Source organism: Streptomyces sp. CNZ287 (genome assembly GCF_007827615.1).
In genome coordinates this window covers 114617-137213 of sequence record NZ_VISV01000014.1, presented here as the reverse complement: position 1 = coordinate 137213, position 22597 = coordinate 114617, and the positions used below count along the sequence as shown (strand labels likewise).

24 protein-coding genes are annotated in these 22597 nt (G+C 73.8%); 11 read left to right on the top strand and 13 right to left on the bottom strand.

The genetic code is table 11. The annotated features are described in order from the left end of the window. Positions 1 to 8: 8 nt before the first annotated feature. Positions 9 to 425, bottom strand: coding sequence for a VOC family protein (locus FB457_RS23925; protein ID WP_047016415.1), 417 nt, complete (start codon positions 423 to 425; stop codon positions 9 to 11). Between the two features lie 78 nt (positions 426 to 503). Between FB457_RS23925 and FB457_RS23920 the strand changes: the two genes are divergently transcribed. Continuing rightward, positions 504 to 1145: a TetR/AcrR family transcriptional regulator gene (locus tag FB457_RS23920; RefSeq protein WP_047016414.1), complete on the top strand. Its 642-nt coding sequence runs from the start codon at positions 504 to 506 to the stop codon at positions 1143 to 1145. Here FB457_RS23920 and FB457_RS23915 read toward each other — a convergent pair. From FB457_RS23915 to FB457_RS23885, 7 genes are all read right to left on the bottom strand, one after another. Continuing rightward, positions 1093 to 1650: a type III secretion system chaperone family protein gene (locus FB457_RS23915; protein ID WP_145783203.1), complete on the bottom strand. Its 558-nt coding sequence runs from the start codon at positions 1648 to 1650 to the stop codon at positions 1093 to 1095. The genes FB457_RS23920 and FB457_RS23915 overlap by 53 nt on opposite strands. Further along, positions 1643 to 2986, bottom strand: coding sequence for a D-inositol-3-phosphate glycosyltransferase (mshA, locus tag FB457_RS23910; RefSeq protein ID WP_145783201.1), 1344 nt, complete (start codon positions 2984 to 2986; stop codon positions 1643 to 1645). Before mshA ends, FB457_RS23915 begins: the two co-directional genes overlap by 8 nt. Positions 2987 to 3117: 131 nt before the next feature. After that, positions 3118 to 3969, bottom strand: a complete 852-nt coding sequence (locus tag FB457_RS23905; protein ID WP_145783198.1) for a class I SAM-dependent methyltransferase — start codon at positions 3967 to 3969, stop codon at positions 3118 to 3120. 290 nt (positions 3970 to 4259) lie between these two features. Further along, complete coding sequence (locus FB457_RS23900; protein ID WP_145783197.1) at positions 4260 to 4916, bottom strand: hypothetical protein; 657 nt, start codon at positions 4914 to 4916, stop codon at positions 4260 to 4262. Beyond that, positions 4904 to 6106 carry a putative T7SS-secreted protein gene (locus FB457_RS23895; protein ID WP_047016409.1) on the bottom strand — a complete coding sequence of 401 codons (1203 nt, stop codon included), beginning with the start codon at positions 6104 to 6106 and terminating at the stop codon, positions 4904 to 4906. Before FB457_RS23895 ends, FB457_RS23900 begins: the two co-directional genes overlap by 13 nt. Further along, entirely contained in the window at positions 6103 to 6399 is a 297-nt protein-coding gene (locus FB457_RS23890; RefSeq protein ID WP_047016408.1) for a hypothetical protein, read from the bottom strand. The genes FB457_RS23895 and FB457_RS23890 overlap by 4 nt, the downstream gene beginning before the upstream one ends. Positions 6400 to 6471: 72 nt before the next feature. Next, complete coding sequence (locus FB457_RS23885; RefSeq protein ID WP_145783195.1) at positions 6472 to 7863, bottom strand: MDR family MFS transporter; 1392 nt, start codon at positions 7861 to 7863, stop codon at positions 6472 to 6474. 140 nt (positions 7864 to 8003) lie between these two features. Between FB457_RS23885 and FB457_RS23880 the strand changes: the two genes are divergently transcribed. Then, positions 8004 to 8762: a phosphoglyceromutase gene (locus FB457_RS23880; RefSeq protein WP_047016407.1), complete on the top strand. Its 759-nt coding sequence runs from the start codon at positions 8004 to 8006 to the stop codon at positions 8760 to 8762. 94 nt (positions 8763 to 8856) lie between these two features. Here the strand turns inward: FB457_RS23880 and FB457_RS35345 are convergent, their stop codons facing one another. Then, positions 8857 to 9033, bottom strand: coding sequence for a hypothetical protein (locus FB457_RS35345; RefSeq protein WP_164715891.1), 177 nt, complete (start codon positions 9031 to 9033; stop codon positions 8857 to 8859). Between the two features lie 202 nt (positions 9034 to 9235). Next, positions 9236 to 9910 carry a phosphate signaling complex protein PhoU gene (gene phoU / locus FB457_RS23875; RefSeq protein ID WP_047016406.1) on the bottom strand — a complete coding sequence of 225 codons (675 nt, stop codon included), beginning with the start codon at positions 9908 to 9910 and terminating at the stop codon, positions 9236 to 9238. 171 nt (positions 9911 to 10081) lie between these two features. On the opposite strand from phoU, the gene phoR reads away from it, so the two are divergent. Both phoR and phoP read left to right on the top strand, forming a co-directional pair. Beyond that, positions 10082 to 11356 (top strand): two-component system sensor histidine kinase PhoR, encoded by a 1275-nt coding sequence (gene phoR / locus FB457_RS23870; protein ID WP_145783193.1) that lies wholly within the window; start codon positions 10082 to 10084, stop codon positions 11354 to 11356. Between the two features lie 88 nt (positions 11357 to 11444). Next, positions 11445 to 12125: a two-component system response regulator PhoP gene (gene phoP, locus FB457_RS23865; RefSeq protein WP_047016404.1), complete on the top strand. Its 681-nt coding sequence runs from the start codon at positions 11445 to 11447 to the stop codon at positions 12123 to 12125. A gap of 125 nt (positions 12126 to 12250) precedes the next feature. On the opposite strand, the gene FB457_RS23860 is transcribed toward phoP, so the two are convergent. Further along, the gene (locus FB457_RS23860) at positions 12251 to 12982 is read right to left on the bottom strand and encodes a hypothetical protein (RefSeq protein ID WP_047016403.1); all 732 of its coding nucleotides are present in this window, start codon (positions 12980 to 12982) and stop codon (positions 12251 to 12253) included. A gap of 558 nt (positions 12983 to 13540) precedes the next feature. Here FB457_RS23860 and FB457_RS23850 point away from each other — a divergent pair. The 7 genes from FB457_RS23850 to FB457_RS23815 all read left to right on the top strand — a co-directional run bounded on the left by FB457_RS23850 (position 13541) and on the right by FB457_RS23815 (position 21090). Further along, a complete protein-coding gene (locus FB457_RS23850; protein WP_018836077.1) occupies positions 13541 to 14023 on the top strand; it encodes a CarD family transcriptional regulator in 483 nt (160 codons plus the stop codon). Positions 14024 to 14642: 619 nt separating this feature from the next. Continuing rightward, positions 14643 to 15452 (top strand): 2-C-methyl-D-erythritol 4-phosphate cytidylyltransferase, encoded by an 810-nt coding sequence (ispD, locus tag FB457_RS23845; protein ID WP_047016402.1) that lies wholly within the window; start codon positions 14643 to 14645, stop codon positions 15450 to 15452. Further along, positions 15442 to 15978 carry a 2-C-methyl-D-erythritol 2,4-cyclodiphosphate synthase gene (gene ispF / locus FB457_RS23840; RefSeq protein ID WP_047016401.1) on the top strand — a complete coding sequence of 179 codons (537 nt, stop codon included), beginning with the start codon at positions 15442 to 15444 and terminating at the stop codon, positions 15976 to 15978. Before ispD ends, ispF begins: the two co-directional genes overlap by 11 nt. Positions 15979 to 16074: 96 nt before the next feature. After that, positions 16075 to 16488 carry a PPOX class F420-dependent oxidoreductase gene (locus tag FB457_RS23835; protein WP_047016400.1) on the top strand — a complete coding sequence of 138 codons (414 nt, stop codon included), beginning with the start codon at positions 16075 to 16077 and terminating at the stop codon, positions 16486 to 16488. A 211-nt stretch (positions 16489 to 16699) separates the two neighbouring features. Then, positions 16700 to 18100 carry a cysteine--tRNA ligase gene (cysS, locus tag FB457_RS23825; protein WP_145783190.1) on the top strand — a complete coding sequence of 467 codons (1401 nt, stop codon included), beginning with the start codon at positions 16700 to 16702 and terminating at the stop codon, positions 18098 to 18100. Positions 18101 to 18201: 101 nt separating this feature from the next. Next, positions 18202 to 19158, top strand: coding sequence for a 23S rRNA (guanosine(2251)-2'-O)-methyltransferase RlmB (gene rlmB / locus FB457_RS23820; RefSeq protein ID WP_047016398.1), 957 nt, complete (start codon positions 18202 to 18204; stop codon positions 19156 to 19158). 198 nt (positions 19159 to 19356) lie between these two features. Beyond that, positions 19357 to 21090, top strand: coding sequence for a DoxX family membrane protein (locus tag FB457_RS23815; RefSeq protein WP_047016397.1), 1734 nt, complete (start codon positions 19357 to 19359; stop codon positions 21088 to 21090). 77 nt (positions 21091 to 21167) lie between these two features. Here the strand turns inward: FB457_RS23815 and FB457_RS23810 are convergent, their stop codons facing one another. Continuing rightward, positions 21168 to 21887 carry a nucleotidyltransferase family protein gene (locus FB457_RS23810; RefSeq protein WP_145783188.1) on the bottom strand — a complete coding sequence of 240 codons (720 nt, stop codon included), beginning with the start codon at positions 21885 to 21887 and terminating at the stop codon, positions 21168 to 21170. Between the two features lie 75 nt (positions 21888 to 21962). After that, complete coding sequence (locus FB457_RS23805) at positions 21963 to 22376, bottom strand: hypothetical protein (RefSeq protein ID WP_047016395.1); 414 nt, start codon at positions 22374 to 22376, stop codon at positions 21963 to 21965. Between the last annotated feature and the right edge of the window lie 221 nt (positions 22377 to 22597).

Sequence of the window (22597 nt, the reverse complement as noted above, 5' to 3'; positions counted from 1 at the left end):
CCCGGGCGCTACCGCGCCGCGTACTGCCCGGCGAACTCGCCCGTCGGCGCGATCGGCGTGATCACGTCGATGAGGATCCCGTTCGGGTCCGCGACGATGAAGTGCCGCTGCCCGAAGTCCTCGCTGCGCAGCTCCAGTTCCGGCCGCAGCCCCTCGCGGACGACGAGCCGCTCCCACTCCGCGTCCACGTCCGCGACCTCGAAGTTGAGCAGCAGCCCCCGCGCGGACGCCCGGTGGCCCTCGGGGACCGTGGGGTGCTCCGGGTCGAGGAGGGCCAGCTCGTACGCCGGGTCGCCGGGGCGGCGCAGGCTCACGTACCAGTCCGCCTCGAAGGTGACCTCGAAGCCCATCAGCCGGACGTAGAAGTCCCGGGACTCGGTCAGCCGGCTCGTGCCGATCACCGGATAGAAACTGGTCAGCTCCATGGCCGACTCCTTTCGCGTACCATCGGTATGCCAAAACCGTAGTTCGCATACCATCGGTACGTCAAACGGGAGGTGCGCATGACCGCGCGCGGCGGAGTCAGGGCGGAGCAGCGGGCGCAGACCAGACGGGCGCTGCTGCGCGAGAGCCGGCGCCTCTTCGCGGGCCGCGGCTACGGGGCCGTGGGGCTGGCCGAGATCGTGCGCGCGTCCGGCGTGACGAAGGGCGCGCTGTACCACCACTTCGACGGCAAGGCGGACCTCTTCCGCGCCGTCCTGGAGGAGGTGCAGCAGGAGGTCGGCAGGCGGGTCGCGGCGGCCGCCGGGCGGCACCCGGACCCCTGGGACCAACTGACCGCCGGCTGCCGCGAGTTCCTCACCGCCAGCACCGACCCCGAGCTGCAGCGGATCATGCTCGTGGACGGGCCCGCGGTGCTGGGGTGGAGCGAGTGGCGGGCGATGGACGAGGCGGCGTCGGCGCGGCACCTGACGGAGGCGCTGACGGAGCTGGTCGCGGCGGGGGTGGTGGCACGGCAGCCGGTGGCGCCGCTGGCGCACCTGCTGTCGGGGGCGATGAACGAGGCGGCGCTCTGGCTGGCCGCCGACGCCGGTCCCGACGATCTCGCCGCCACCTGGGCGGCGCTGGCGCGGATGATGGACGCGCTCCGTACTACTCCGGGCGCTCCGGCTGCTCCGGGCGCTCCGGGCGCGTCAGGTGCGTGAACGCCTCCAGGTTGCGCGTCGACTCCCCGCGGCTCGTACGCCACGCGTACTCCTTGCGGATCGCCGTCGCGAACCCCAGCTCCAGCAGCCTGTTGAAGCTGCCGTCCGCCGTCTCCAGCACCGTGCCCAGCACCCGGTCCAGCTCCTTTGGCGTCACCGCGGCCAGCGGCAGCCGCCCGACGAGGTAGATGTCGCCGAGCCGGTCGACCGCGAAACCCACCCCGTACAGCCGGGTGTTGCGCTCCAGCAGCCAGCGGTGGACGCCGGCCTCGTTCTCGTCGGGGTGGCGGATCACGAAGGCGTTCACCGACAGGGAGTGCCTGCCGACGATGAGCTGGCAGGTGGTCGAGAGCTTCCGGGTGCCGGGCAGGGAGACGACGTACGTGCCCGGGGCGGGCGACTCGTACGCGATCCCGGCCTCGCGGAGGGTGTCCTCGACGACCTTGCCCGCGGCGGCCGTGTCCGTGCTCGCTGCCCTGCCGTCCGTGCTCGCTGCCTCAGTCATGCGGCGATGGTAGGCGAGGTGCTACGGCGTGGGAGTACCCGGCGATCGCCGCCGCGTACACGTCGGCCGTCGCGCGGGCGGCGGCGTCCCAGCCGAAGCCCGCCGCGTGCCCGGCCGCCGCGGCACCCATCCGGCCGGCCAGCACCGCATCGGCGGCGAGCCGCCCCAGCGCGTCGGCGAAGTCCGCCGGGTCGTGGCCGTCGACCAGCAGTCCCGTGACGCCGTCGCGCACCGCGACCGGCAGCCCGCCGACCGCCGCCGCCACCACCGGCGTCCCGCACGCCTGCGCCTCCAGCGCGACCAGCCCGAACGACTCGCTGTACGACGGCATCACCAGCACCGACGCCGCCCGGAACCAGCGGGCCAGCGCCTGCTGCGCCACCGGCGGCGTGAACCGTACGACGTCGGAGATCCCCAGCTTCGCCGCCAGCTTCTGCAGCGCCGCCGGCCTGGCGAGACCGGTCCCGCTCGGCCCGCCCACCACCGGCACCACCAGCCGCTCGCGCAGCGCAGGATCCCGCTCCAGGAGCAGCGCCACGGCGCGCAGCAGCACGTCGGGGGCCTTGAGCGGCTGTATGCGGCCGGCGAACAGCGGCACGAAGGCGTCCTGCGGCAGCCCGAGCGCGGCGCGGGCCCGGGCGCGGGAGCCGGCGGGTCCTTCAGGACCCCCGGGGCGGAAGACGTCGAGGTTCACGCCGGGGCGCACGATGGCGACGCGGGCGGGGTCGGCGTCGTAGTGGCGGACGAGGTCGTGGGCCTCGTCGTCGGTGTTGGCGATGAGCCGGTCCGCGGCCCGTACGACCTGGCTCTCGCCGATCACGCGGGCGGGCGGCTCGGCGCTGTCGCCGGTGGCGAGGGCGGCGTTCTTCACCTTGGCCATGGTGTGCATCGCGTGCACGAGCGGCACGCCCCAGCGCTCGGCGGCGAGCCAGCCGACCTGGCCGGAGAGCCAGTAGTGGGAGTGCACGAGGTCGTAGTAGCCGGGGCGGTGACCGGCCTCGGCCTGCATCACGCCGTGCGTGAACGCGCAGAGCTGCGCGGGCAGATCCTCCTTGGCGAGCCCCTCGTACGGGCCGGCGGCCACGTGCCGTACGAGCACCCCGGGCGCCAGCTCGACGGCCGGCGGGAGGCCGGCGGAGGCGGCACGGGTGAAGACCTCGACCTCGACGCCTATCTCGGCGAGGCGGCGGGCGAGTTCGACGATGTAGACGTTCATGCCCCCGGCGTCGCCGGTACCCGGCTGATGGAGGGGGGAGGTGTGCACGGAGAGCATGGCGACGCGACGCGGCCGCCGGTGCCGCGCGAGCGCGCGGAGCCGGGACAGGTGGTGGCTCACGGCTGCTGTTTCCTCCTCGGAATCGCCGTCCTCCCCGCCGTCCTGGGAGGAACACCGGCGGCGGGCGGCTTCATTCCCCGGGGGACGGTTCCCCCCCCCCCGGGGCCACGCCCGGAGGGGGCGGGGACGGGCTAGGCCGTCCAGCCCCGCGGGGCCACCGCCGCCCAGGGGACCGTCAGCTCGCCCTGGCGCCAGCGGCCCGGCCCGTCGGTCAGCGGCCAGTCCGCCGACAGGGCGCTCGCCGTACGGATCCAGCGCTGCCGGGCGCCCAGGGGTGCGTACGGGGCCGCGGCCGACCAGGCGCGGTCGACGTCGCGGAGGAACGCGTGCACCGGCTCGCCCGGGACGTTGCGGTGGATCAGCGCCTTCGGCAGCCGCTCCGCCAGGTCCGAGGGCGAGGGGAGGGTCGCCAGGTGGGCGGCGAAGGTGACGGTACGGGGGCCCTCCGGGCCCAGAGCCACCCACACGTGCCGCCGGCCCGCCTCGTCGCAGGTCCCCTCCACCAGCAGCCCGTCCGCGCCGAGCCGCGCCGTGAGCCGCGCCCACGCCGCCGGAACCTCCTCCTCGCCGTACTGCCGCAGCACGTTGGCCGCCCGGATCAGCGCCGGGCGGGCACCGCCGGGCAGCGGGACCTCGAAGCCGCCGCGCAGGAACGTCAGCCCCTCGCGGGCGTACGGACGGGCGGCGGCCACGCGCTCCGGATCGATCTCCACACCCGCGACCTCGGCCCGCGGGCACGCCGCGCGGAGCCGGGCCAGCAGTTCGACGGCGGTCCAGGGGGCGGCACCGTATCCGAGGTCGACGGCGACGGCCCGGCCCTCGGCGCGCGCCGTACGGCGCAGGGCGGCGCCGTGGGCGGCGGCGATCCAGCGGTCCATGCGGCGCAGCCGGTTGGGATGGGTCGTCCCCCGCGTCACGGACCCGACGGGCCGCGCGCCCCGCCCGGGAGGCGCGGCCCGCCAGGACCGCTCCGGGGACACCATGCCTCCAGCCTACGAGCCCCCGACCGCGCCGCGGCGCGTCAGCGTGGGACCCGGACCCCCGCCGCGCGTAGCTCCGCGATCAGTTCCCTGCGGTGCGGGGTGCGGAGTTGCACCGCCTCGCCCGACCGCAGGTGGACGTCCACGCAGCCCTGCACCGGCCAGGTCCCCGGCTGGTCCACCGCGCCCAGCAGCGCCCTGCGCCCCCCGGCGCCGCCTCCCCGGGACGCGCAAGCAGCTCCCGCATCAGCAGCCGGTTGCGCGCGACGATCTCCGCCGGGCCCGCCGAGCCGCTACCCCGCGGGCGCGGGCCCATCCTGCGCCTCGTCCACGAACACCGACCGGCCCGCGATCACCGCCACCAGCCCCGCCAGCTCCCCGGCCTGCAGCGGGTTCAGGCTCGTGCCGACGACCAGCAGCCCGAGGCCGCCCCCGGCCGGTGTGGCCAGCGCCCCCGCGAGGCCCACCTGCACGGGGTCCTCGCCGGCGCCCTCGACGCCCGCCACCGCCGCCCGCGGCAGCGCCGGCTGCGCGACGAAGCCGAACCCCATCCCCATGTCCGTCGCGTACGCCTCCGTGTACGCCGGCGCCGCGCGGTAGTGCTCCGCGAACACCGACGTCATCAGCTCGCCCAGGTCCAGGTCCGACGGGTTCTCGGGCACCTCCACCACACCCGCGAACACTAGCCACGCCGCCTGCTCCCCGCTGCTCGGCAGCGGCGCCGTGACGATGCCGTTCATCAGCACCCCGTCCGCGTACAGCACGTCGTGCCACGCCAGCAGCGCGTCGGTGAACTGCTCCCGCCGCTCTGCCGCCGTCCGCGGGTACGTCAGCCGCACCAGCTCCGCGCAGCGGGCGCGGGTCGCCGCGCGGTCGCCGCCGTCGGCCATCAGGTCGAACCAGTCGGCCGGGGCGTACAACCGGATCCTGCCGGGGGTCAGCGTGCCCATGGCGCCACCGTCTCCCTGTTGGTCAGCGGGCCGAAGTCCCAGGTGAGGAGGTTCCCGGCGGTCTCGATCGTGTCCTTCGAGCCCTCGGCGGTGAAGGCGTTGCCGGTCCAGGTGGTGAAGTACTGCCCGGTGCGCATGCCGAACTCGCGCACGCTCATGCTGTACGAGGCCCCGCGCGCGAGCTGGAAGTAGCCCTGCGGCAGCTCCATCGCCGGCAGCCGGCCGCCGAGCTGGGCGACCATCCGGGTCGGCTGGTTGCTCGCCCGCGCGGCGGACAGGATCTCGTCGCCGAAGCGGGCGCCGAGCTTGCCGAGGCCGAAGCCGACGGCGTCCATGATGACGTCCTTGGTGGTGAGCGCCTTGAGGAAGCTGCCGGTGGTGCCGACCGCGGAGAGGTAGTGCGCGACGAGCGCGACGCCCGCGAGCGCGAGCGAGGCGGCGCCGAGGAACTGCAGCCCGGGGACGAGCGCGAGGAGTCCGGTGACGGTGCTGAGCAGGCCGGCGATGTCGCCGAGCGTCTTGAAGAGCGGCGCCAGCTCCGCGAGCGTGCCCATCGGGTCCATCACGGCCTGGCCGATGGCTTCCAGCGCCCCGCCGACCGCGTCGCCCAGCTTGTCCCAGAAGCCGGGCTCGTTGGGGGCGATGTCGAGGGCCCGCTGCAGCCGGTCGGCGGCGTCTCGGCCGTCCTGCTCGTAGTCGTCCTGGAGGCTGCGCGCCCGGCGGCGTACGTCGGCGAGGGGATCCTCCTCCGGCCCGGACCCCCCGGACCCCGACCTCGGCCGGGAGCCCGAACCCCCGTCGTCCTCCTCGTCCTTCTTCTCCTCTTCCTTCGCCGCCGCCGCGTCCGCCGCCCGCTTCAGCTCCGCGGCCTCGTCCTCCAGCCGCGCCGCCGCCCGCTGCCGGCGGTCGATGTTCTCGGCCCAGTCGGTGAGGACCGTACGGGCCGTGGAGAAGGCGCTGTACGCGTCCTGCACCTTGGGGCGGAAGTCGTCGGCCAGCAGCGCCCGGAAGGCGTCCGCGGCCTTGCCGCGCCAGTCGCCCTCGCCGGCCCCTTCCAGGACCCGGCATATCTCGCCCAGGGCGTCGGAGGTACGGCGGACGGTGGCCGCCGTGTCCTTGGCCGTCTCGTAGTCGCCGGGGCAGGGCACGAAGCCCAGCGTGGGGTAGTCCGCGGCGGTGGGCGCGCTCACTGCTGCGCCGCCTCGGAGAGCGCGGCGGCCAGGTCCTTGTCGAGGTCGGCGAAGCCCTTCTCGATCTGGTCGAGCGCCTCCACCGCTCCCTTGGCGAACTTACGCAACTGGCCGAACCCGTACGACCATTCGTCGCCGAACTCGTCCATGCGCCGCTCCAGCGCGCTCGCCCCCATGGCCCTGGCGTCCACGTCCGCCATCGCGCGGGCCGGCTTGTCCAGGACTTCCCCGATGTGGGCCAGGTTGTGGCGGACGCGTGTGAGCATCTCGTTGTCGATGTACAGGTCGGACACGGACGTTCCCCTCGGACCGGAAAGGTGGGCTTTTCCGAGGGGCTGACGCTACCCGTGTGACGCGTGGGGCTGCTACAGCGGTCTGGCGGACGATTCCCCGACGGCGTTTCCGGCCGGGCCTCCGACCGCTCCGGTGGCCGGATCCGCCCCCGGCGCCCCGCCGTTGGCGGGCTGGGCCCCCGGCTTCCCCGCGGGATCGCCCCCCGGCTTCCCCGCCTGCTTCCCCGCCTGCTTCCCCACCGGTTCCACCGCCGGGTCCTCCGTCGGCAGCCCGCGCATCAGCAGCCCGTACCCCGCCGCCGCCACCGTGCCCACCACCGCGCACCCCGCCCACAGCCACTCCGCCCCGGCCGCGTCGATGACCCACCCGCCCAGCAGCGGCGCGGCCAGCGACGCGACGGCCCAGGACGTGGTGTACATGCCCTGGTAACGCCCGCGGCCGTGGACGGGGGAGAGGCGGACGACGATGCTGGTCTGCGTCGGGGCGTTGACGATCTCGCCGAGCGTCCAGACGCAGACGACGAGCGCGTACACCGCGACGGACCCGGCGAAGACGTTGAGCCCGAACCCGTACCCCGCCAGCAGCGAGGAGACGATCAGCAGCATCCGCGGGTCGCGGTGCTCGATGAACCGGGTCACGGGTATCTGCATGACGACGATCAGCACGCCGTTCACGGCGATGGCGAGCCCGAAGTCCGAGCTGGAGAAGCCCTGGTCACCCATCGCCACCGGCAGCGAGACGTACGCCTGCATGAAGACGAGCGCGATCAGGAACGACAGTCCCACGACCCCCATGAACCGCCCGTCGCGCACCACCGTGCCCAGGCTGACGGGGTCCGCCGCCTCGCCCGCGGCGCCCGCGGGGCGCTCCGGCCGGGACTCCGGGAGCTTGACGAAGACGAGGATCGCGCAGACGAGCGTCAGGGCGCCCTCGATGAGGAAGCCGGCCCGGTAGCTGTACTCGGCGATGAAGCCGGCGCCGGCGGAGGAGATCGCGAAGCCCAGGTTGATCGCCCAGTAGTTGAGCGAGAAGGCCCGCACCCGGTCCGCGGGCGGGACGATGTCCGCCATCATCGCCTGCACCGCGGGCCGGGAGGCGTTGGACGCCATGCCCACGGCGAAGGCGACGGCGGGGATGGCCACGGGGTGGCTGGTGAAGCCGAGGACGGCGACGGTCACGGCGGTCGAGGACTGCGCGAGCATCAGCGTGGGGCGGCGCCCGAGGCGGTCGGCGAGCACGCCGCCGCCGAGCGAGGAGATCACGCCGCCGAGCCCGTACAGCGCGGCGACCAGACCGGCGTACGAGGCGGAGTGGCCGCGCTCCTGCGTGAGGTAGAGCGCCATGAAGGTGGCGACGAAGCCGCCGAGCCTGTTGACGAGCGTGGACGTCCACAGCCACCAGAACTCGCGCGGCAGTCCCGAGACGGTCTCGCGCGCGGCACGTCCGATGCGGGTGACGGACACGGCGGGACCCCCGGATGTAAGTGGCGTGATGGGTAAGGGGATGTTACGAAGCGGGGTCTCCGTTGCGCCACCGAATTGACGGCTGCCGTCAATCCGGGGCCGCGGGGGAGGGGGTGGGGCACTCGATTAGGCTCGGAGCCATGGCCGACGCACCGTACAAGCTGATCCTCCTCCGCCACGGAGAGAGCGACTGGAACGCCAAGAACCTGTTCACCGGCTGGGTGGACGTGAACCTCACCGACAAGGGCGAGAAGGAGGCGGTGCGCGGCGGGGAGCTGCTGCGCGAGGCCGGCTGGCTGCCGGACGTCGTCCACACGTCGCTGCTCAAGCGCGCCATCAGGACCGCGAACATGTCGCTGGCCGCCTGCGACCGGCACTGGATCCCGGTCGCCCGCTCCTGGCGGCTCAACGAGCGGCACTACGGCGCGCTCCAGGGCAAGGACAAGGCGCAGACGCTCGCCGAGTTCGGCGAGGAGCAGTTCATGACCTGGCGCCGCTCGTACGACACGCCCCCGCCGCCGATCTCCGACGACAGCGAGTTCTCGCAGGCGCACGACGCGCGCTACGCGCACATCCCCAGCGAGCTGCGGCCCAGGACCGAGTGCCTGAAGGACGTGCTGGAGCGGGCCCTGCCGTACTGGTACGACAGCATCGTGCCGGACCTCCAGGCCGGCCGGACGGTGCTCGTCGCGGCGCACGGCAACAGCCTGCGGGCGCTGGTCAAGCACCTCGACGGCATTTCCGACGAGGAGATCCCGGGCCTGAACATCCCCACCGGCATCCCGCTGGCGTACGAGCTGGACGCCGACCTCCGCCCGGTCGGCAGCGGCGGCAGGTACCTCGACCCGGAGGCGGCGGCCTCGGCCATCAAGGCGGTCGCGAACCAGGGCAAGAAGTAGCGGCGCGCCCCGGGGCGCACGTACACCGCAGCCCCTGCCCGGCGTCGTCAGGGCAGAGGCTGCGGGCGTCTCGTCGCAGGCGTCGTCCGGCGGCTCAGCCGCAGCTCCCGCCGCAGTTGCACGACCCGCCCGACTGGCACCCGCAGGAGCAGCCGGGGCCGCAGGAGCAGGAGCTGAGCTTCGGCAGCGGGGTCATCTTCGGGCGCATCCGCGGCGGCCGTGCCGTGGCGCGCGGGTCGGCACGGGTGCGGGAGGTGAACTCTTCCGGCATGCGGACCTCCTAGCAGGGTGTTCCCTTCCACCAGGAGGCTGCCCCGGCGGCCGGGGCGCACATGCGGGCGCGCGGATGCATCTGCGACCGTCGTACGGCCGTACGCCCCGGAGGCCGCGCCCGGCGCGCGATCCGCCTCCGAGCGCGCCCGGCGCGCGCGGGGCCGTGCCCCCCGCGCTCCGGTGGCTACGCCCCTACGCCCCTACGCTCCTTCGACCGGTGCCGCGCTCAGTTCGTCGGCGTGCTCGCCGGTCACCAGGTAGACCACCCGTCCGGAGCAGGCCACGGCGTGATCGGCGAAGCGCTCGTAGTAGCGGCCGATCAGCGTCACGTCCACAGCGGTCTCGATGCCGTGCTTCCAGCGGTCGTCCATCAGGTGCTGGAAGATCTTGCGGTGCAGGTAGTCCATCCGGTCGTCGTCCTGCTCCAGCTCCAGCGCCAGGTCGACGTTCTTGGTGGTGACGACCTCCGCGGTCTTCGCCATCAGCCGCTGCGCGAGCTGCCCCATCTCCAGGACGGTGGCGTGGAGGTCGTCGGGGATGCAGCGGCCGGGGTAGCGCAGCCGGGCGAGCTTGGCGACGTGCTTGGCCAGGTCGCCCGCCCGCTCCAGGTCGGCGCTCATCCGCAGCGACGTCACCACGATGCGCAGGTCCGTGGCCACCGGCTGCTGCCGGGCGAGGAGCTGGATGGCCCGCGTCTCCAGCTCGCGCTGCAGGTCGTCCACCTTCTCGTCGCCCGCGATCACGCTCTCGGCGAGCTGCAGGTCGGCGTCGAGCAGGGCTGCCGTGGCACGGCCCATGGCGGAGCCGACCAGCCGGGCCATGTCGACCAGTCCCTCGCCGATCGAATCGAGCTCCTCGTGGTAAGAGTCGCGCATCCCAGTGTCCCGTCCATCCTCTTTGCCGATTTATGCAGCATCCACCATGCAGGGGACGATGCGCCACTTAGTGAATCGAGACCGACCTGAGAGTGAACTCTTGGCGACCAGTGTTCGAGCCGGCACCCGGATGGCTGTGGAAGGGGTGCACGACGTGCCTAACCTGGAGTCATGGACGTGAACGCGGCGGTCGCCGCGGCGGCAGCGATCGCCGGGCTGTGCACCGGCGTGATCGCCGTGCTCGCGTTCCGCTGGAGCGAGCGTGAGCAGGCCAGGCCCACGCGCACCTCGCTGCACACGGACGCGGTGCTGCCGCCCGGTGTGGACACCGTCCTGTCGGTCCTGCGCTCCTCCGCCGTCGTGCTCGACGAGGACGACGCCGTCGTCAAGGCCAGCTCCGCGGCGTACGCCCTGGGACTGGTCCGCGGCGGCCGGCTGGCCGTGGAGCCGATGCTGGCCATGGCCCGCGACACGCGGCGCGACGGCGAGATACGGCAGGTGGAGCTGGACCTGCCCCGGCGCAGCGGCCGCGGCGAGGCGCTGGCGGTCTCCGCCCGCGTCGCCCCGCTCGGCTCCCGGCTCGTCCTGCTGCTCGTCGAGGACATGACGGAGGCCCGGCGCATCGAGGCCGTCCGCCGCGACTTCGTCGCGAACGTGAGCCACGAGCTGAAGACCCCGGTCGGCGCGCTGTCCCTGCTCTCCGAGGCGGTCATGGACGCCGCCGACGACCCCGAGGCCGTGGAGCGGTTCGCCGGCCGGATGCAGGGCGAGGCGACCCGGCTGACCAGCCTCGTGCAGGAGCTGATCGACCTCTCCCGGGTGCAGAACGACGACCCGCTGGAGGACGCCGAGCCGGTACGGGTCGACGAGCTGGTCGGCGAGGCCATCGAGCGGTGCCGGCAGCAGGCCGGCGCCAAGCAGATAACCATCGCCACCGGCGGCACGGCCGGGCTCCACGTCTGGGGCAACCGCGGCCAGCTCGCCGCGGCCCTGGGCAACCTGGTGGAGAACGCCGTGAACTACAGCCCGGCCCGTACCAGGGTCGGCATCGCGGCCCGCCGGCTGCCCGCCCAGGGCGGCGACCTGATCGAGATCGCGGTCACCGACCAGGGCATCGGCATCTCCGAGAAGGACCGCGAGCGGGTCTTCGAGCGCTTCTACCGGGTCGATCCTGCGCGCTCGCGGGCCACCGGCGGGACCGGACTGGGTCTCGCCATCGTCAAGCACGTGGCAGCCTCGCACGGCGGGGAGGTCACGGTATGGAGCGCTGAGGGCCAGGGCTCCACGTTCACCCTGCGGCTACCCGAAGCCGCACGTCCGAAGAGCGGCCGGCCCGACACCGGCCGCAGCGGCGCTCTCATCGGCCCGGAGGACCTCGACGGCGAGGTCCGGCTCCGGTTCGACGGGACCGACGCGCCAGACACAGCTCCGGAGGTCATTCCGTGACCCGCGTGCCCACCCCCCGGCGCGGCCCCACCCCCCGCCGCCCCGCCCCTCCCACTTCGTGCTGTCCGTCCCCCTCGGAGGTCAGAGCGTGACCCGGGTTCTCGTCGTCGAGGACGAAGAATCGTTCAGCGACGCACTGTCGTACATGCTCCGCAAGGAGGGCTTCGAGGTAGCCGTGGCCACCACGGGCCCCGAGGCGCTCGACGACTTCGACCGCAACGGCGCCGACCTGGTGCTGCTTGACCTCATGCTGCCGGGCCTGCCCGGCACCGAGGTGTGCCGCCAGTTGCGCGGCAGGTCCAACGTCCCGGTCATCATGGTGACCGCCAAGGACAGCGAGATCGACAAGGTCGTCGGCCTGGAGATAGGAGCCGACGACTACGTGACCAAACCCTTCTCCTCCCGGGAACTGGTCGCCCGGATCCGCGCGGTCCTGCGCCGCCGCGGCGAACCGGAGGAGGCGGAACCGGCGGCCCTGGAGGTCGGCCCGGTCCGGATGGACGTCGACCGGCACGTGGTGACGGTCGCCGGCGACAAGGTCGATCTGCCGCTGAAGGAGTTCGACCTGCTGGAGATGCTGCTGCGCAACGCCGGCCGGGTGCTGACCCGGATGCAGCTCATCGACCGGGTCTGGGGCGCCGACTACGTCGGCGACACCAAGACACTTGACGTCCACGTCAAGCGGCTGCGCGCGAAGATCGAGCCCGATCCGGGCGCCCCGCGGTATCTGGTGACGGTCCGCGGCCTGGGCTACAAGTTCGAGCCGTAGGCGGGCCGGTGCGGCGGGTGCGTGTGCGTCCGCCGTACGGAACGGAAGGGGCACCCGGCCCCGGCGCGCGGCAGCGCCGGGGCGCCGGGGCGTAGCCGCACTGCCGCGCGCCCGGGGCGTACCGCCTACTGCTCGGTGACCGGGCTCTCCGAGGACGTCGCGCCTTCGGTGGCGTCCGTGCCCTCCACGGCGTTCTCCGTGGCATCCGCGTCCGGCGAGGCGCCGTCGGTGGCGTCCGCGCCCGCGGCGCCGCCCTCCGCGCCCTCGGTGGCGTCTGTGCCCGTACCCGCGTCCTCGCCGGGCTCGGCGTCCGGGGAGGACGTCCCTGTCTCCACCGGGGTCGGCGTCGGGGTCGCGGCCCAGGGCGCGTACTCGCCGTCGTCCGCGACGATGAAGGCGGCGAGGCGTACCTCGCCCTCCCGGCTGAACTCGAAGGCGAGCTTCTTCGTCGCGCCGTGCCCGGCGTCGTGCCCGTCGGGCAGCACCGCCGACGCGTGGCCCTCGCCGCCCAGCATCACCGAGCCACCCGCCGGCACCACCACGCCGCCCCGGCCGTTCGCACCGGACAGCTCCAGCTCCTGGCCCCCGTCCGCGAGCGTCAGCCGCTCCAGCGTCTGGTCCCGGTCGCCATTGTTGAAGATCCGGGCGGAGACGGCGGCGGGGCCGTCGGCCTCGTCCGCCGGGGTGATGACCACCGCGTTCTGGATCTTGATGCTGCCCGCGGTGACCCGCGCGTTGTCGGGGTTGATCTTCAGGGTCTCGGCGTTGTTGCCCGCCCCGCACGCGGTGAGGGCGGCGAGCGAGAGAGCGAGGGCGGTCGCGGCGAGCGTGCCGCGTCGAATGCTGCTGCTGCTCACGGCGGCGGCATCTCCTTGGACGTGAGGGCCGGTTCGGCTCGGGTGCGGTGACGGTGGTGCTGGGGGGAACAGTACCGACCCCCTTCTGGGGGCACGGACCCGACCCGCCCTCTCACGTCCCGGCGCCCCTTCGCTCACCTCCTGCGTACGGCCGTGCTAATGCCCGGCAATATCCGCGGGGGAAGGGTGGTGGGAAGAAGGAGCGGAACACCGGCGGAGGGAGAGCGGGGATATCGATCACAGCCCGCGTGATCAATTCAGGGAATCCGGCCGGATTCGATCGTGATCGGCCGAACGGAGCAGTACGACTTCACCGGCCGACTCCGACAAATCGGGACGATCGTCGCCCTGTCGAGCCTTCCGGCGGCAGGTAACCTTCGTGTTTCGGGTTTCCGGCAGGAGCGGTCCGACCTGCGGAAACCGTGATTCCGGCGCCGGGCGAAGCACGTTCCAGGGTCGATTGTCAAGCCCCGAGACGGGCCCTGACCTGCGAAAACGCCATTCAGAAGCGGCCTGTGCCGTGTTACCCTGGATAGCCACGGAAGGGGTACCTGTCACATGACGTTCAAGGTTGGCGACACCGTGGTCTATCCCCATCACGGGGCCGCGCTGATCGAGGCCATCGAAACTCGCCAGATCAAAGGTGTGGACAAGACCTACTTGGTGCTGAAAGTCGCGCAGGGCGACTTGACGGTGCGCGTGCCGGCGGACAATGCCGAGTTCGTCGGGGTACGCGATGTGGTTGGCCAGGAAGGGTTGGAGCGGGTCTTCGAGGTGCTGCGTGCACCGTATGCGGAAGAGCCCACCAACTGGTCCCGGCGGTACAAGGCGAACCTGGAGAAGCTCGCTTCGGGTGACGTGATCAAGGTCGCGGAGGTCGTCCGGGATCTCTGGCGCCGGGAGCGCGAGCGCGGTCTCTCCGCCGGAGAGAAGCGGATGCTCGCCAAGGCCCGTCAGATCCTGGTGAGCGAGCTGGCGCTGTGTGAGAGCACGAACGAGGACAAGGCGGAAGCACTGCTCGACGAGGTGCTGGCGTCCTGAACGGCGCCTGACCGCGCCTCACGTCACGTCGGAGGTGCCCCATGGGCGCCGTGGCCGTGACGGCTGCGGCATCGCCCGGTTTCCGGGTGCCGCCGCGGCTGCCCGGTGAGGTGGGGTCACGGCTCTGTTCGGCGTCGGCTCGCCGGTGCCGCCGTCTCGGCATCGGTACGGATCCGGGCTGTCCGGTTCCGGCCGTCGGCGTTCGTCGGTCGCGTGTGTCGCCACACACGCGCATTCCGCCGATCCGCCGAACCCCGGTGCCGATCCGGGTGCCGCTGCCGTCGGCGGAGTGCAGGCGCTGCCCGGCCACGTCCTCCGTGGTCCGTCCGTTTGTCCCCGCTCGTCCTTTCATGTCCGTCCGACGGCTGAAAGCGTGCCGGGTTTCAGGGGGGCAGCCGTAGGCTCCCGCGCCGCGCGTGCGTATGCTCGCGTGCGGCGCGCCGGGCCGACGGCTGTCCCGCTTTCTGTGGACAACCGTGCCGGGCCCGGGTAGCTGCTGCGACCATGTGCGTCACGGAAGGGGGTCGTCAGCGAGCTCCGCGGTGGGGGCACGAAGCACGTGCCCGGCACGCTTTTGGCCATACCCATGTCGTCCGAGGACACAAACCTGAACACCGCAATGTCTCCCTCAGGCACGTCCGACTCGCCCGCCGCGTCCGTACGGACCCGGCCCGGCCACTCGGACCCGTCAGGTCCGTACAGATGCGCCGCGGTGATCCCCGCCGCAGGCCGCGGAGTACGGCTCGGCCCGGGCGCGCCCAAGGCCCTGCGCGCCCTCGGCGGTACGCCGATGCTCGTGCACGCCGTCCGCGCCCTGTCCCGCGCCCGTGCGGTGTCCCTCGTGGTCGTCGTAGGCCCGCCCGGTGAGGCGGCGCAGGTGCGCACCCTGCTCGACGACCACCTGGAGCACCTCGACTCGACCGAGATCGTCGTCGTCCCCGGCGGTGACACCCGCCAGGACTCCGTACGCCTCGGGCTGGCCGCGCTCCCCGACGACGTCGACGTCGTGCTCGTGCACGACGCCGCCCGCCCGCTGGTCCCGGTGGACACCGTGGAGGCCGTCGCCGCCGCGGTACGGGCCGGGGCGCCCGCCGTCGTACCTGCGCTGCCCGTCACCGATACCGTCAAGCAGGTCGTGCCCGGCGGCGAGCCGGGCCGTCCGGAGCCGGTCGTCGCCACCCCCGAGCGGGCCGCGCTGCGCGCCGTGCAGACCCCGCAGGGCTTCGACCGCCGGGTGCTCACCGAGGCCCACGAGAAGGTGCCCGCCGCCGGCGAGGGCGCCACGGACGACGCGGGCATGGTCGAGCGGCTGGGCGTCGAGGTCGTGCTCGTACCCGGGCACGAGGAGGCGTTCAAGGTGACGCGGCCGCTGGACATGGTGCTGGCCGAGGCCGTGCTGGCGCGCAGGAGGGCGACGGATGCCTTCTGACGCGAGCGGTCACGCTGCTGAGGCCGGTGCGGCCGGTCCGTACGGCGTGCTGCCGCGCATCGGCGTCGGCACCGACGTGCACGCCTTCGCGGAGGGGCGCGAGCTGTGGTGCGCCGGCCTGCTCTGGGAGGGCGAGAGCCACGGCCTCGACGGCCACTCCGACGGTGACGTCGCCGCGCACGCCGCCTGCGACGCGCTCTTCTCCGCCGCCGGCCTCGGCGACCTCGGCGCGCACTTCGGCACCGACCGTCCGGAGTGGTCCGGCGCCGCGGGCGTCGCGCTGCTGGGCGAGGCGGCCCGTATCGTGCGCGCCTCCGGCTTCCACGTCGGCAACGTCGCGATCCAGGTGATCGGCGTCCGGCCGAAGATCGGCAAGCGGCGGGCCGAGGCCCAGGAGGCGCTGTCGGCCGCGGCCGGGGCGCCGGTGTCCGTCTCCGGCACGACGACCGACGGCCTCGGGCTCACCGGCCGCGGCGAGGGCCTGGCGGCGATCGCCACCGCGCTCCTCCTGCCGCCGGCCGGGTGACGGACGTTCCGCGCTGCCGCGCGGAACGTCCGCGGCGGGTTGGTTGTTGGGTACTCAGGTAGTGCCATACGTGCGTGAAACCCGAGGAGCCCCACCGTGTCAGTCGCCCTCCCCGCCAGCCTCAAGCAGGTCCTCGACGGCCAGGTCTTCATCACCGTCGCCACCGTGCAGCCCGACGGCGCCCCGCAGGCGTCGCCCGTCTGGGTGAAGCGGGACGGCGACGACCTGCTCTTCTCCACCACCGCCGAGCGCGTCAAGGCCCGTAACCTGAGCCGCGATCCGCGCGTCAGCGTCGTCGTGATCGACCCGGCGGCCCCGTACAACTACGCCCAGGTGCGCGGCACGGCCAGCGTCACCACGGAGGGCGGCCGTGAGCTGATCGACGAGCTGTCGGTGAAGTACACGGGCAAGGACTACGACACCTTCAGCGGCGGCCGCGCCGGGGAGGGTACGAGGGTGGTCGTGCGCGTCACCCCGGAGAAGATCTCGGGCCAGGGAAACCTGCACTGAGCGACGCCGCCCGCGGCGTGGGGCGGCGGGCCGCCCCACGCCCGGCCGTCGGTGCCGCGGCCTACCCTGGGGCGGGTGTGCGGGCAGGCAGGGGGAGGCCGGGGGAGGGGCGTTCGGGGCGTCGTGCGGGAGACCGCCCCGGGGCGGCCTCCGGGGCGTCTATACACGGGCTGCGGCCCTCGGGGCGTCCCGGCCCTACTACCCTTGAGGGGTGACCATTCGCCTGTACGACACCAGCGCCCGGCAGATCCGTGACTTCACCCCGATCGTCCCGGGTTGCGTCTCGATCTACCTGTGCGGCGCCACCGTGCAGGCCGCCCCGCACATCGGCCACATCCGGTCGGGGCTCGACTTCGACATCCTGCGCCGGTGGCTGCTCCACCGCGGCTACGACGTGACGTTCATCCGCAACGTCACCGACATCGACGACAAGATCATCTCCAAGTCCGCGGACCAGGGCCGCCCCTGGTGGGCCATCGGATACGAGAACGAGCGCGCCTTCAACGACGGCTACGAGGCGCTCGGCTGCCTCCCGCCCACGTACGAGCCGCGGGCCACCGGGCACGTGCCCGAGATGATCGAGATGATGCGCGCGCTCATCGACTCCGGTCACGCCTACACCGCCGACGGCAACGTGTACTTCGACGTGCGCTCGTACCCCGGCTACCTCGCCCTTTCCAACCAGGAGCTGGACAACCTCCGCCAGCCCGAGGGCGAGGGCGAGACCGGCAAGCGCGACCAGCGGGACTTCGCCATGTGGAAGGCCGCCAAGCCCGGCGAGCCGTCCTGGGAGACCCCCTGGGGCCGCGGCCGGCCCGGCTGGCACCTGGAGTGCTCGGCGATGGCCCACAAGTACCTGGGCTCCCGCTTCGACATCCACGGCGGCGGCATCGACCTCGTCTTCCCGCACCACGAGAACGAGATCGCGCAGTCCAAGACCTTCGGCGACGAGTTCGCCGACTACTGGCTGCACAACGCCTGGGTGACCATGAGCGGCGAGAAGATGAGCAAGTCGCTCGGCAACTCGGTGCTCATCTCCGAGATGGTCAAGCGCTGGCGCCCCATCGTCCTGCGCTACTACCTGGGCACCCCGCACTACCGCTCCACCATCGAGTACAGCGAGGAGGCCCTGCGCGAGGCCGAGTCGGCGTTCGCGCGCATCGAGGGCTTCGTGCAGCGCGTGGTGGAGAAGGCGGGTGGGCCCGTCGCGCCCGCCGCCGACGTGCCGCCCGCGTTCGCCGAGGCGATGGACGACGACCTCGGGGTGCCGCAGGCCCTCGCCGTCGTGCACACCACCGTCCGGCAGGGCAACGCCGCCCTGTCCGCCGACGACAAGGAAGCCGCCGTCGCCCGCCTCGCCGAGGTGCGCGCCATGCTGGGCGTGCTCGGTCTCGACCCGCTCGACCCGCAGTGGACGGGGGCCGGTGACGCCGGCCGCGGCGCGGATCTGCACGGGGCCGTCGACACGCTCGTCCGGCTGGTGCTGGAGCAGCGCGAGGCGGCACGGGCACGCAAGGACTACGCCGCCGCGGACGCCATCCGCGACCAGCTCCAGCAGTCGGGCCTCGCCATCGAGGACACCCCGGACGGGCCGCGCTGGACGCTCTGCTGACCGGCGGAGCAGGGCGCACGAGCCCGGTGGTGCCGCCCGGCGGGCCGGGCGGCACACTCATGACGTAGAGAACGACGATCGCAGAAGCAGGTGGAAGCCCCATGGCCGGGAACAGTCAGCGCCGAGGCCGCAGAACGGCGAGCAAGAAGGGCGCGACCAAGGGCAGCGGCGGCAAGGGCCGCCGCTCCCTCCAGGGCAAGGGCCCCACGCCGCCCGCCGAGCAGCGTCCCGGGCACGCCAAGCAGCGTGCCGCCAACGCGCGCTCGAAGAGGGCCGTCGCCGCCCGTCCGGCCGCGAGGCGCCGGGGCGGGAAGGGCAGCAGCGAGCTGGTCGTCGGGCGCAACTCGGTGTACGAGGCGCTGCGTGACGGCGTGCCCGCCACCACGCTCTACGTCCAGCAGTACGTCGACAGCGACGACCGGGTGCGCGCCGCCCTCCAGCTCGCCGGCGACCGCGGCGACGTCCACCTCATGGAGGCGCCGCGCCCCGAGCTGGACCGGATGACGGACGGCCTGAACCACCAGGGCCTGGTGCTCCAGGTCCCGCCCTACGAGTACGCCCACCCCGAGGACCTCCTCGACGCCGCCGCCGAGGACGCCGAGGACCTGCTGACCGTCGCCCTCGACGGGGTGACCGACCCGCGCAACCTCGGCGCCGTGGTCCGCTCCGTCTCCGCCTTCGGCGGCCACGGCGTCGTCATCCCGGAGCGCCGGGCGGCGGGCATGACCGCGGGCGCGTGGAAGTCCTCCGCGGGCACGGCGGCGCGCACCCCGGTGGCGCGGGCGACGAACCTGACGCGCGCGCTGGAGGCGTACCAGAAGGCCGGCGTGATGGTCGTCGGGCTCGCCGCCGACGGCGAGGTCGAGCTGCCGGACCTGGACCTGCTGGACGGCCCGGTGTGCATCGTGGTCGGCAGCGAGGGCAAGGGCCTGTCGCGGCTGGTGGGGGAGACGTGCGACGTGCGGGTGCGGATCCCGATGCCCGGCGGCGCGGAGTCGCTGAACGCGGGCGTCGCGGCCGGTGTGGTGCTGTACGAGGCGGCGCGCCGGAGGGCGTGACCGCCGTACGGGACGGCGTGCGGCGAATCGGAACGAGCCCCTGCGAACGGTGTGTTTGACCGGCCTCCGACACAAAAGGGTTCTGTCAGGCAGTGTCTTCGTGGCGCGTCACTCGGTTAGTGGAGCGTGGACACCAGAACACCGCCCACCCCCACGGGTGGTAGCGCCCAGGAGCCCGAGGACACCGGCCGGCTGACGATGGTGCGGGTGCCGAGCGCGCCCACCCGGATCAACGTCGACAACCCCAGTTTCCGGGTCCGGCTCGGGCCCTCGTCCCGCCGCACGCTCGCCGCGGCGGGCGCGCCGCTGTACGGGGGCGGCGGGTACGAGCCCGCCCTCGTCGGCGCGGGCGTGGGCGCCGGGGCGGTGGGCGCCGGGACCGTCGGCGCCGGCGGGGCCGGGCGGCGGCGGGTGCCCGTGGTGTGGACCGGGCGCGTGGACGACACCGCCGCCGGGCGGCTGCTCCAGGCCATCCCCCGGGGCGACGCGGGACCGTACCCCGCGGGCGGCGCCGACGCGGCGCCGACGCAGTTCCTGCCCCGCTACGACGGCGTCACGCAGGTGCTCCCGCCCATGGACGACGCCACCCACCGGCTGCCCCGCATCGACGCCTCCGGCATGCCGCCGGGGGCGGCCGCCGACGCGACGCAGGTGCTCCCGCGCATCCCGGCGCCCTCCGGCCCGTACGCGACCGGCCACCCCGGGGCGTACGGCCCCGGGGACGGCCCGTACGACGACGGGCAGGGCGACTACGACGCGCCGTACGACCTCGACGCCGGGCCGGGCGGAGCCGGAGCCGGGCCCGGGGACGGCCGCCGCACCCAGCGCCACGGCGCCGACCCCGTGCGGCACGCCTACTACCCCGGGCGCCGGATGAACCTCGGCGTCGTCCTGCTGCCCCTGCGCATCGTCCTCGGCCTCGTCTCCCTCTACGCCGGCATGGGCAAGCTCAGCGACCCGCTCTTCTTCGACGGCGGCGAGCACGGCTCGATGCGGAGCTGGCTGGAGCGGATGGACCCGTGGTTCATCGCCAGGCCGCTCTACGACTTCGGGCTCGCGCACCCCGTCGGCACCGGGCTGACGGTGGCGTTCCTGCAGATCATCGTCGGGGTGCTGACGATCTGCGGGCTGTGGCAGCGGCTCGCGGCGGCCATCGGCGGGCTGCTCGCGCTCGGGCTGCTGGTGACGGTGGCGTGGCAGACGTCCTCCGCGTACGACGCGACGGACGCCCTCTTCCTCGCCGCCTGGTCCCCGCTCGTGATCGCGGGCGCACCCGTGTACTCCCTCGACGCCCGGCTCGCGGGCGAGGCGTGGCGGACGCTGGGGCCGCGCTCGGAGCTGTGGGAGCTGCGCCGCCGGGTGCTGCGCCGCGGGACGGTGCTGGCCACGGTGATCGTCGGGCTCGCGCTGCTGGTCGGGTCGATGCTGGGGGCGGCGGTGCGGTCGTCGAGCACGGTACGGGTACCGGGTCCCGATGAGCCGCCGGTCAACCACCTGCCGGGCACCCCGCTGCCCGCCACGCCGGGCGGCAAGGCCCGGGGCGGCGACGCGGGTTCCGCGACCCCGTCGCGGGACGGCTCCGCGGAGCCGGGCGGCGAGGCGTCCTCCCCCGGTGCGGCGGGCGAGCCGGGTACGGAGGAGGCGGGCCCGGCGACGGAGTCGGGCAGCGTTCCCCCGGAGCAGCGGCAGCCGGCGGCGCCCCCGGCGTCGCAGCAGGCGCCGCCCCCGTCCGCCGAGAACCCGGCGCCGCCGCCCTCCCGCACGGGTTCCGGCGCGGACTCCGGCACCGCCCCGGCGCCGGGCGCGGGCGCGCCGGAGTCGGGCGCCGACGGCGAGGGGAGCACGGGCGGCGGCGGCTCGCCGGGCGGCGGGTCGACGGGCGGCGGCGGTGAGGAGAAGCCGAAGGGCCTGGTCGGCGGACTGCTGGGCTAGCCGCGGACGTACGGGCCGGGGCCCCTCCGTATCGCGGAGGGGCCCCGGCCCGGTCCGTACCGCCGCGGCCCCCGCACCTATCCCCGGCGCAGTTCCCTCGCCGCCTCCGTCAGGTCCTTCGCCGTGTCGATGGCCCGCCAGTACGCCCCCTGCGGCAGCGGGAAGCCCGCCAGCCGGCGCTCCCGCGCCAGCCGCGGGAAGGTCGTGCGCTCGTGGTCGCCGCGCTCCGGCAGCAGGTCGCCGAAGGCGGCGGAGAAGACGTACACCCCCGCGTTGATGAGATACGGCGACGGCGGCGCCTCGATGAAGTCGATGACGTGCCCGAACTGGTCCGTCTCCACCGCGCCCCACGGCATGTGCGGCCGCGCCAGCGCCAGCGTGGCGTCCGCGCCCCGCTCCTGGTGGAACGCGGCCATCGCGGCCAGCGAGAACCGGGTCCAGATGTCGCCGTTCGTCGCGTACCACGGCTCGTCGGGCCGCGGCAGCGACTCCGCCGCGAACTTCAGCCCGCCGCCCCGCCCCAGCGGCTCCTTCTCGACCACGCAGGTCACCTTCAGCGGCAGCTCCGAGGCGTCCAGCCAGTCCATCAGCACCTCGGCGAGATGCCCGCAGGACACCACCGCGTCGGTGACGCCCTCGGCCGCCAGCCACGCCAGTTGGTGCCCGATGATGGGCACGCCGGTGCCGGGGATCTCGACCATCGGCTTGGGGCGGTCGTCGGTGTACGGACGAAGCCGTGACCCCTGCCCCCCGGCAAGGACCACGGCTTGAGTGGGTAGTGCTGCGGCTGCGGTCATACCCCGCACCCTAACCGGCCGGTAGCAAGGCCCCGCGGGTGCGGGGCCCTCTGCTCCGGGCCGGTGGCGGACGCCCTACTGGGCCGCGACGACCCCCGACGCGAACGCGGTGTCGCACACGGGGCGCGAGAACGACTGCGCGCGGGCGACGCCGTACTTGGCGACCGCCGCCTCGCCCAGCGCGCGGGCGAGGCCGGCGCAGTGCCGCGCGAGCGACGGCCGGGCGTGCACCTCGCGCTGCAACTGCGTGAGCGCGGCATCCGGGTCCTTCTCCTGCAACTCGGCGATCAGCCGCTCCCGTAGCACCTCCTGCGGGGCGCGGGCGCCGGACCTGGCGGTGGCGCTCTCCGCGGAGGCGCTGAGCATCCGGGCGTCGGTCGAGGGCGACGCCCAGGGGACGGTGGCGACCGCGAGCGTACCCGACAGCACGAGTACGACGGGGAGGACGAATGCGATGGTTCTGCCGATACGGCGGGCTGCCTGTTTCACGAGGGCGATCGTAGCGACCGGTAGTGATGTGGCGACAATGAGTCACCCTAACGGGCGCGGTTGGACGGGGAATTCGAATTCCGTGTTGACGCGGACGTCGAACGAAGTGGCGGACTTTCCGACGTACTTGCCGTTATGCGCGCGGTATCCGGCGGCCGGAAACGTGCAACGGCGCCGCAGCCTTGAGAGGCTGCGGCGCCGTCCCGTGGGAACTGCCCGGC